Genomic DNA, 9,328 nt, shown 5'->3' on the forward strand with positions numbered 1-9,328 from the left:
GCGGGGGGGGGGGGGGGGGGGGGGGGGCGGGGCGCCCCCCCCCCCCCGGGCCCCTCGCGGTCAGTCCTCCAGGCCGTCGGCCGAGCCGGCGCGGTCGGCGTCGGTGAACGCCTGGTGCCAGTACGGGTAGGGCAGCGGGCGGTGGCTGACGAGGTCGAGGCGGGCCCGCTCCTGGTCGCTGAGCGACCAGCCGGTGACGTCCAGGTTCTCGGCGAGCTGCCCGCTGTTGCGGGCGCCGAGGATCACCGAGGTGACGCCGGGCTGGTCGAGCAGCCAGCGGATGGCGACCTGGGCGGGGGTGGCGCCGCGGTCGGCGGCGACCTTGCGCACGGCGTCGACCACCTTGAACGCCCACTGCATGTCCTGCGGCTCGAAGTAGCCGGTGGAGCGCCGGCTGCCCGGCGGAGGGGTGGTGCCGGGCTGCTGGTGGCCGGAGAGCAGGCCGCCGGCCAGCGGGCTCCAGCAGGTGATGCCGACGCCGAGGTGCCGGGCCATGGGGATCAGCTCCCACTCGGCCTCCCGGTTGAGCAGGTTGTACTGGATCTGGTGGACGGCGAACCGCTCCAGGAAGTGCTGCTCGCTGAGGCCGACGGCCCGGGTGAGCTGCCAGGCGGCGAGGTTGGAGGCGCCGAGGTAGCGGACCTTTCCGGCCCGGACGAGGTCGTCCAGGGCGCGCAGGGTCTCCTCCCAGGGGGTGCGGCCGTCCCAGCCGTGGATCTGGTAGAGGTCGATGTGGTCGGTGTCGAGGCGGCGCAGGCTCGCCTCGACGGCTCTGACGAGGTGGTGGCGGGAGAGGCCCTGGTCGTTGGGGCCGGCCCCTTCCAGGGGCCAGCGGGCCTTGGTGGCCAGGACGACCTCGTCGCGGCGCCGCCGCACGGCGGCGCCGAGGATCCGCTCCGACTCCCCGGCCGCGTAGACGTCGGACGTGTCGAAGAAGTTCACCCCGGCGTCCAGGCACTGTTCGACCAGGGCCCGGGCGCCGTCGACATCGAGGCCGCCCATGTGTCCGTAGCCGCCGCCGCTGCCGAAGGTCATGGCGCCGAAGGAGAGTTCGGAGACCTGGAGGCCGGTGCGGCCGAGGAATCTCATGTTCATGCGGTCAATTCCCTTGGTGTGGGAGCGGCGTCAGCGGACGGAGTCGACGGGGACCTGCTGCTCGGTGGCCGTCCCGGACCGCCGGTGGTCGGTCGTGACCGCGGTGAGCGGCTGGACGGGGGTGCGTCCGCCGCGCAGGAAGAGCAGGGAGGTCAGGGCGCCGAAGGCGATGATCGCGCCGGCCGCGAGGACGCCGTAGTGGACGCCGCTCAGGCTCGCCTGGGTGGCGGAGACGCTGTCGCCGAGGGAGCTGATGCGGGCGGTGGCGATGGAGCCGAGGACCGGGATGCCGACGGTCAGGCCGACGAGCTGGGAGGTGGTCGCGAGGCCGGAGGCGAGGCCCTGCTCGGTGTCGGCGAGGCCCGAGGTGCCGACGATGGTGTACGCGACCACGGCGGCCATGTGGCCGAAGCCGGCCAGGCCGGTGCCGACGAGCAGCAGCGTGAAGCTGTCGTCCGCGGTCAGCCACACCAGGGCGGCGGTGCCGATCGCCTGGATCGCCAGGCCGCCGACGAGGACGGCGCGCGCCCCGTACCGCTTGGCCAGGTTGGGGGCGACGACGCCGCCGAGGATGGCGGCCACGCCGAGCGAGCCGAAGGCCAGGCCGGTGGTCAGCGGGTTCATGGTGAGGACCTGCTGCATGTACAGGGTCATCAGGTAGACGCAGGCGGTGATCATCGAGAAGGTGATGAAGCCGGCGAGGTTGCCCCAGCCGACGCTGCGCTTGGTGAGGACCTTCAGCGGCGCCAGCGGGGCGGGGCTCTTGGCCTCGATGCGGACGAACAGGATCAGCAGCAGGACGCCGGCCAGCAGCGGGACCCAGGTGCCGGGGGCGCTCCAGCCGCCGTGCTCGGCCGCGGTGATGCCGTAGATGAGGGCGAGCAGGCCCGCGGTGACGGTGACGGCGCCGGGGATGTCCAGGCGGCTGCGCTCCTCGCTGCGGCTCTCGGCGACCAGCAGCGGGGTGGCGATGATGGCGAGCAGGCCGAAGGGGATGTTGATGAACATCGTCCAGCGCCAGTTGAGGGCCTCGGTGATGACGCCGCCGAGGATGACGCCGGAGGTGAAGCCGAGGGAGATCAGCGCGCCGTTGACGCCGAGCGCGCGGTTGCGCTGCGGGCCCTCGGGGAACGAGGTGGTCAGCAGCGACATGCCGGACGGCACGAGCATCGCGGCGGCGAAGCCCTGGGCGGCGCGGGAGGCGAGCAGCACGACCGGGTCGGCGGCGAGTCCGGCGACGAGCGAGGCCACGGTGAACAGGACGAGGCCCGACATGAACCAGCGGCGGCGTCCGTACAGGTCGCCGGCGCGGCCGAAGACCATCAGGAACCCGCCGGAGGGCAGGGCGAAGGCGGTGACCACCCACGGCAGCGCGGACATGCTGAAGCCGAGGTCGTCACCGATGGTCGGCAGGGCGACGCTGACGATCGAGAAGTCGAGGGCCACCATGAACTGGGCGGCGCACAGCACGGTCAGGATGAGCCACTGCCGGGCGGTGAGGGCGGTGGAGGCCGCCTGAGTTGGCGTAGTCGTGGAAACCATGTACCGAGCATCGGCGCGAACGGCCCGCCGTGGAGAGAGCCTGTTTATGGTAGTGCTGTGACCACTAGCACCAGTCGGCAGAACGGCAACGGACGCCGCGGCGAGCTCCGTGATTTCCTGCGCAGCCGCCGGGCCCGGATCACCCCCGAGGACGTGGGGCTGCCCGGTGGCGGCCGGCGGCGCACCCCGGGCCTGCGCCGCGAGGAGGTCGCCGTCCTCGCGGGCGTCGGCTCCTCCTGGTACATGTGGCTGGAGCAGGGCCGGGACATCAAGGTGTCCGAGCAGGTCCTGGACGCGATCGCGCGGGCGCTGCGGATGAGCGGGGCGGAGCGGGCGCACCTGTACCGCCTGGCGGGCCTGAACCCGCCGCGGTCCGCCCCGTCCGGGCGGCCGGAGATCACCGCGGAGCTGCGCCGGGTGCTGGAGACCTGGCTGCCCAATCCCGCCTACGTGCTGGACCGGTGGTGGAACGTGGTGGCGGTCAACGACGCCGCCGAGGAGGTCTTCTCCTTCAGCCGGGCCGAACCGAACTGTCTGGTGGCGTACTTCACCGCCGGCCCGTACCGCTCGCGCTTCCGCGCCTGGGAGCAGTTCGCGCCGACGGTGGTGGCGCAGTTCCGCGCCGACGCCGCCGACCACGCCGACGATCCGCGTTACGCGGAGCTGGTGGCCGAGCTGAGCGGGCGCAGCCCGGAGTTCGCCGAGCTGTGGGACCGGCACGACGTCCTGGAGGACACGGCGGTCACCAAGGAGATCGACCATCCGGTGGTCGGCTGTCTGACCTTCGAGCACAGCACGCTGCGGCTGGCCAGCCGTTCGGACATGCGCCTGATCCTCCAGTCGCCGCTGCCGGGCACCGACACGGCCGAGAAGGTCGGCAGGCTGCTGGCCCGGCGCGAGGCCCGCGCCCACGTGCGCCTGGCCGAGACCGGCTGACCGGGGCGGGACACGGGCGCGGGGCCCGGAAGCGTCGTGCTTCCGGGCCCCGCGCGGTCGTCGGTGCCGGTGTCGGCGCCGGCTCAGGCGGCCCGCGTCATCCTCGTCCTCGCCCGCAGCTCGGAGCCGGGGCGCGTCCCCCCGCCGAACGCCTGCCGGTAGGCGTACGCGGCGGAGACGAGCGTCATGTGGTGGTGCCAGCCCGGGTAGGAGCGGCCCTCGAAGTCCAGCAGCCCGTGATCGCGTTCCATCTCCCGCACGGCGCTCGCGCTCCTGCCGAGGGTGCCGGCCAGCTTCAGGACCCCGCCGGGCCCGAGGTGGGTGAGGTCGGTGACGAACCAGCGCGGGGTGCCGGTGCCGTCGGCGGGCTGTTCCACGACGAGCCCGAGCGGCCGCCGGTCCGCGGCGGAGGTCCCGTGCGCCAGGCGTACGGCGCAGGTGCGGACCCGGGAGTGGCCGCGTCCGCGCACTCCGGGGACGATGCCCGAGCCGAAGCCGGGCAGGACCGCGGCGCACCGCACCAGGTGGCCGGCGGCGGCCGGTCCCGGCCGCCCGTTCGGGGGCCGGAGGAGGGTGCCGGGAACCTGGGCGACGAAGCCGGTGCCGAGGGCGGCGAGGTCGGCGAGGAAGGTCGCCTCGTGCGGGACCTGGGTCAGGTCGACGACGAGGGGGACGCCCCGCCGGCCGGCGGCCTGGACGCGGACGAGGTCGAGGGCGCAGGCGCCCTCGGCGGGCGTGTGCTCGTCCTCGGGGATGCGCACGGCGGCCCGCGCGGCCGTGTCGGTCGCCCACCGCCCCGGCAGCACCAGCCGCCAGTCGACGGGGACGCAGGCGTCCTCGGAGCTCAGGAAGAGCCCCACGCCCAGCTGGCAGTTGAGGGCGCGGTCGGGTCCCGGGACGAAGCGCCGGTGCACGCCCGCCGAGTGGTCGCCGCGCTTGGGCGCCACGGCGAGCGCGAGCGTCCAGGCGAGGGTGGGGCGCCGCTCCTCGACCCATTCGGCCAGCGCGCGCCGCGGCGGTCGCCAGTCCCAGGGGCTCACGTTGACGAACTGCTGGAGCGCCTGGGAGGCGTACGGGGACGTGGAGACCGCGGCGGCCATGCGGCGCAGGGACTTCTTGCCGGGTGTCACCAGCAGGCCCGTCAGGTATTCGCGGGACCGGTTGCGCTGGTCCGCTCTCGGCAGGTCCCCGAAGAGACGGTCGACGAACTCCTCCAGGTGTCCGTCGCTGTCGCCCGGGACGCGCCCGTGGCGGCGGATGTCGGCGCTGTTGAGCACGGCCACTCCCCCTGAGTCTTCTCGCTCGATCGTCACTGACGACAAACATAGAGAGCACTCTCTTTTCTAGTCTAGGCGGGCGGCCGGAGCCGCGCCACTTTGGCACGTCGCACCGGGCGCGGTGTGCCATCGTGGACGCCGGGAACCCCGCCGCGTCTTCGGGAAGTTGACCTTCCGTCCGGGTGACCGCTCCCGCAGGATGCTCGGAACCCCGCCCTCCCGGCCCCCGGGAGGCGGCATCACCGACCCCGGCCCGAGGCGCCGCCGAGCGCCCCCTCGCGAGCGGGCCGGAAGGAACACGAAGACGGGCACGGCGGGCACGCCGGGCCCTGCGGGCGCGAGGGGCCCGCGGACACGAGGGAAGGGAGACGGGGTGACGGAGCGGACCGGTCAGGCCCGTGCGGCGCGGACACGGAATCGGCTGGTGCACAGCGCCGCGGCGGAGTTCGCGTCGCGCGGTTACGACGGCACCTCCTTCGCCCGCGTCTGCCGGGAGGCGGCGGTCACGATGGGCGCGCTCACCTTCCACTTCCCCACCAAGGCGTCGCTGGCGCGGGCCGTCGGCGCGGCGGGGATCGAGGCCACGCACAGCGCCGTGGACGACGCGGACGCGAGGGCGGCGACGCCCCTGGCGTCCGTGGGCGGCATCGCGCAGGCGCTCGCCGAGCTGCTGAACGGCCAGGCGCTGGTCCGCGCGGCGGCACGGCTGGCGCGCGAGCACCCCGCGCTGGAGGTGGACTGGCGGTCGAGCTGGCTGCCCCTGGTGCGGACCCGGCTGTACCAGGCGCACGTCCTGGACCAGCTCCGGCCCGGCACCCAGCCGGAGACGGCGGCCCTCCTGGTGGGGAGCCTGGTGGCCGGCCTCGAAGTGGGGCTCCTGCCCCACTCCGCCGGCAGGCCCAGGACGGCGCAGCAGCAGCTCGCCGAGCAGTGGCAGACCGCCCTGGTGGGCATCGGACTGGAGCACGAGCACCCCGCCAGGGCCTCCTGAGCACGCCGAAGCGCCCGCCGGCGCACGTCGGCCGACGGGCTGCGGCCGGGCCGCGGACGGGCGGGGCCCGGTCCCGTACCCGGCGGGGAGCGGAGGGCCCCGCCGTCAGCCGGCCCCCGGGCCCGCCGCCTTCCGGTCCTCCGGCCGCAGCTCCTCCAGGAGTTCGGGAACGGCCAGGGCCGGCAGGACGTACCGCCACAGCTCGGTGATCCGCTCCGACAGGTCCGCGCGCCCCGAACTGATCTCGGACAGCAGCTGGACGCCGCTGTAGGAGCCCACGAGGAACCGGGCGACCGCGGCGGGGTCCACCCCGTCGCGGAGTTCGCCCAGCGCCTGCGCCGCGACGAGCTCCTGCTCGAAGGTGGCGATCCACAGCTGATAGGCGGACGCGTCCCGCAGCCCGAAGGCGCCCTGCTCGATGGCGAGGCGGACGCCCGCCCGGAGCAGGACGTTGCCCCGCAGCGCCCGGGCGATCTCGAAGGTCAGGCCGATCAGGCGCTGCAGCCCCGGCCGTCCGGGCATTTCGGGCAGATCGGCGCCCTGCTCGGCCATGACCGCCTTGGCCAGGTCCTCCTTGGAAGCAAAGTGGAAGTAAAGAGCTCCCATGGTGGAGCCGGCCCTCTTGACGATCTTCGTCGTGCTCGTGCCGGCGTACCCGTGCAGGTCAAACTCCTCCGCGGCCGCTCTGATGATGGCCGCGCGGGTCTTCACCGCCCGCTGTTGCTGGGGACGTGACATGACGGATCCTCTCGACAAAGAAACAGAGCACTCTCTAGGTTATGTGGCGCTGAGCGCGTTGCACACACCTGTGCGGCGCTAATGCGAACCTTCAGAGAGGCCTGTGCGATGAACGCCAAGACCCTTCGTCCCGGCTCGCCCCGCAGATTCGACGCCGCCCCCTCGGCCCCCGCGCACCCGGTGATCCCGCGCCGGCTCGTGCACAAGGTCGCCAAGGACGAGGTGCTGCTCTCCGGATGGCGCGCGACCGGCGAGGACTCCTTCGTCACGGCCGCCCAGTGGCCCTGGGAGCACGACTTCTACGTGTCGGACCACGGCCTGTACGACCCCATGCTCTTCGTCGAGACGTTCCGCCAGTCGATACCCCTGCTCTGCCACGCCGGGTACGACGCCCCCATGGACCACCGCCAGACGTGGGACCGCTTCCGGTGCACCCTCTTCCCCGAGGCGCTGCGCCGGGACGCGCTCCCCGCCGCCCCCGAACTCCACCTGACGTGCGCCGACGTCGTCAGGCGGGCGGGCCGCCTGACCGGGATGACCATGCGGGCCACGGCCGTCCGCGACGGGCGGCGCCTGGGCCTGGCCGAGACCCGCTTCACCAACCAGGCCCCGGCCATCTACCGGCGTTTACGCGGTGCCCGCAGCGACGCCGCCGCCGTCATGGCCCGGGCCGTACCGCTGCCCGCCCCGCTCGCCCCCGACCACGTCGGGCAGCGCAGCCCGCAGAACGTCGTGCTCGCCCCCGGCGCGTCCGACCGGCACTGGCAGCTGCGCGTCGACACCCACCACCCCGTCCTCTTCGACCACCCCGTCGACCACGCTCCCGGCATGCTGCTGCTGGAGGCCGCCCGGCAGGCCGCCCACCACGTGGTGCGCCCCGCCCGGGCGGTTATGACCGGACTGGACGTCCAGTTCTTCCGGTTCGTCGAACTGGACGAGGTGTGCTGGGTCGAGGCGGAACCGGCCCTCGACACCCCGCTCGGCCACCGGACCGTCCGGGTCACGGGCCGGCAGGCCGACCGGGCGGCCTTCACCGCGACCGTGACGATGACGCTCCTCGACTGACCGGCCCGGCACCGCGCCCCCGTCCCCACCGGGGGCGCCCCGCCGGTCCCGCCGTCAGGACCTCCGTACCGCATTCCGTCCCGGCCCGCCGCACCCCGGCGGAGGAGACCCATGAGCAACACGACGACCGCCCTCCCCTCCGACGCCCGCCGCGCCGCGGGACCGCTGCTGCCCCCCACCCTGACCGACCGCGGCAACGCCCAGCTCTTCGCCCGGCTCCACCGCGCCCGGTTCCGCCACGTCGAGGGCCTCGGCTGGTTCCGCTGGGACGGCCACCGGTGGAACCGCTGCGACGCCGAGAAGGCGGTCCTGTGGGCGGTCGGCGAGATGGCCGAGGAACTCGGCGAGACCGACCCGGTCGGCCGGTTCGACGCCCGCGAACTGCGCCTGCACAAGCGCCGCTCGCTCTCCACCACCGGCATGAGGGCGCTCCTCGCCCAGGCCGTGGCCGCCCCGGAACTCTCGCTGCCGCCGGGCTCGCTCGACGGCGACCCGTACGCCCTGTGCACCCCGGAGGGCGTCGTCGACCTGCGGACCGGCCTGCTGCGGGCGCCGGACCCGGCCCGCGACACCCACTCCCGCTCCACCGCCGTCGCCCCGCGCCCCACCCCGACCCCGCGCTGGCTCCGCTTCCTCACCGACACCTTCGGCGCGGACGACACCGGCCGGGAGACGATCGCCTACCTGCACCTGCTGCTCGGCTACTCGATCACGGGCGACGTCGGCGCGCAGGTGCTGCCGTTCCTGTACGGGCCGGGCAAGAACGGCAAGTCCGTCCTGATGGACACCATGATCCAGATCCTGGGCGACTACGCGGACGCCGCCCCGCCCGGCTTCCTCATGGACCGCGGCCCGCTCCCCGAGCACTCGACCGAACTGGCCGAACTGCACGGCCGCCGCCTGATCGTGTGCGGCGAGTTCAACCCGCGGCACAGGTTCGACGAGGCGCGGGTGCGGCTGCTCTCGGGCGGGGACAAGATCAAGGCCCGCCGGGGCCCGCACGAGTACTTCTCGTTCGCCCCCACCCACCACCTCTGGCTCCTCGGCCACCACCGCCCCGAAGCGGCCACCGGAGGCTTCGCCTTCTGGCGCCGCCTCCGGCTGCTCCCCCTGGAGCGCGTGGTGCCCGACGACCGCAGGATCGACAACCTGGCGTACGAACTCGTCCGCGACGAAGGCCCCGGCATCCTCCACTGGCTCGTCGAAGGCGCCCGCCGCCACCTCGCCACCCGCACCCCCCTGGACGGCCCCGCCCACCTCCGCCAGGCCCTGCCCGGAACCTGACCCCGTCGCCGTCGCCGTCGCCATTGCCATCGCCCGCCGCCGTCGCCCGCCGAGCCGGGACGGCGTACGGAGAGGACGGCGAGGAACGGCCGGGGCCGGGGGCCCGGCGCGGCCCCGCCCTCCGGGGACGGGCGCCCCCGACCGGCGGTCACGCCCGCGCGGCGGTCATTTCCGACCGGCGGCCAGCCGCTCCCCCGCCGCGTCCAGCCGGGCCAGCACGCGGTCCCGGCCGAGCAGCTCCATGGACTCGAACAGCGGGAGTCCGATCGTGCGGCCGGTGACGGCGACCCGGACGGGCGCCTGGGCCTTGCCCAGCTTGAGGCCGTGCTGCTCGCCGACGGGGGGCCGAACCGCCAGCACGCCGTGCCCCAACCAGAGGGGGACGGGGGCCAGCACGGGA

Annotated in this window: 7 protein-coding genes and 2 pseudogenes; 4 read left to right on the forward strand and 5 right to left on the reverse strand. The window is 74.3% G+C overall.

The features are described 5' to 3' along the window. Positions 1-60 precede the first annotated feature (60 nt). Positions 61-1,095, reverse strand: a complete 1,035-nt coding sequence (locus tag AB0E83_RS33975; protein WP_362120447.1) for an aldo/keto reductase — start codon at positions 1,093-1,095, stop codon at positions 61-63. A gap of 30 nt (positions 1,096-1,125) precedes the next feature. Further along, positions 1,126-2,637 carry an MFS transporter gene (locus AB0E83_RS33980; RefSeq protein WP_362120449.1) on the reverse strand — a complete coding sequence of 504 codons (1,512 nt, stop codon included), beginning with the start codon at positions 2,635-2,637 and terminating at the stop codon, positions 1,126-1,128. 57 nt (positions 2,638-2,694) lie between these two features. On the opposite strand from AB0E83_RS33980, the gene AB0E83_RS33985 reads away from it, so the two are divergent. Then, positions 2,695-3,573 (forward strand): helix-turn-helix transcriptional regulator, encoded by an 879-nt coding sequence (locus AB0E83_RS33985; protein ID WP_362120451.1) that lies wholly within the window; start codon positions 2,695-2,697, stop codon positions 3,571-3,573. A gap of 83 nt (positions 3,574-3,656) precedes the next feature. Here the strand turns inward: AB0E83_RS33985 and AB0E83_RS33990 are convergent, their stop codons facing one another. Next, positions 3,657-4,850: a transposase gene (locus AB0E83_RS33990; protein ID WP_362120452.1), complete on the reverse strand. Its 1,194-nt coding sequence runs from the start codon at positions 4,848-4,850 to the stop codon at positions 3,657-3,659. Positions 4,851-5,274: 424 nt separating this feature from the next. Between AB0E83_RS33990 and AB0E83_RS33995 the strand changes: the two genes are divergently transcribed. Then, on the forward strand, positions 5,275-5,841 hold the full coding sequence (locus AB0E83_RS33995; protein WP_362120454.1) for a helix-turn-helix domain-containing protein: 567 nt from the start codon (positions 5,275-5,277) through the stop codon (positions 5,839-5,841). A gap of 105 nt (positions 5,842-5,946) precedes the next feature. Here AB0E83_RS33995 and AB0E83_RS34000 read toward each other — a convergent pair whose 3' ends face one another. Further along, on the reverse strand, positions 5,947-6,579 hold the full coding sequence (locus AB0E83_RS34000; RefSeq protein ID WP_362120456.1) for a ScbR family autoregulator-binding transcription factor: 633 nt from the start codon (positions 6,577-6,579) through the stop codon (positions 5,947-5,949). Positions 6,580-6,687: 108 nt separating this feature from the next. Here AB0E83_RS34000 and AB0E83_RS34005 point away from each other — a divergent pair, with 108 nt between their 5' ends. Then, positions 6,688-7,644, forward strand: coding sequence for a ScbA/BarX family gamma-butyrolactone biosynthesis protein (locus AB0E83_RS34005; RefSeq protein WP_362120458.1), 957 nt, complete (start codon positions 6,688-6,690; stop codon positions 7,642-7,644). Positions 7,645-7,809: 165 nt separating this feature from the next. Beyond that, positions 7,810-8,913, forward strand: a pseudogene (locus AB0E83_RS34010) (phage/plasmid primase, P4 family); the annotation flags it as partial. 180 nt (positions 8,914-9,093) lie between these two features. Here the strand turns inward: AB0E83_RS34010 and AB0E83_RS34015 are convergent. Further along, positions 9,094-9,328: pseudogene (locus AB0E83_RS34015) on the reverse strand (glutamate--tRNA ligase); the annotation flags it as partial.

The organism is Streptomyces sp. NPDC035033 (assembly GCF_040636735.1).
In the GTDB taxonomy this organism is placed as follows: domain Bacteria; phylum Actinomycetota; class Actinomycetes; order Streptomycetales; family Streptomycetaceae; genus Streptomyces.

What these genes read in the sequence shown, in the direction of transcription:
- AB0E83_RS34005 (WP_362120458.1), top strand. Translation starts at nt 6,688, where the DNA reads ATGAACGCCAAGACCCTTCGTCCCGGCTCGCCCCGCAGATTCGACGCC.
- AB0E83_RS33975 (WP_362120447.1), bottom strand. Translation starts at nt 1,095, where the DNA reads ATGAACATGAGATTCCTCGGCCGCACCGGCCTCCAGGTCTCCGAACTC.
- AB0E83_RS34000 (WP_362120456.1), bottom strand. Translation starts at nt 6,579, where the DNA reads ATGTCACGTCCCCAGCAACAGCGGGCGGTGAAGACCCGCGCGGCCATC.
- AB0E83_RS33980 (WP_362120449.1), bottom strand. Translation starts at nt 2,637, where the DNA reads ATGGTTTCCACGACTACGCCAACTCAGGCGGCCTCCACCGCCCTCACC.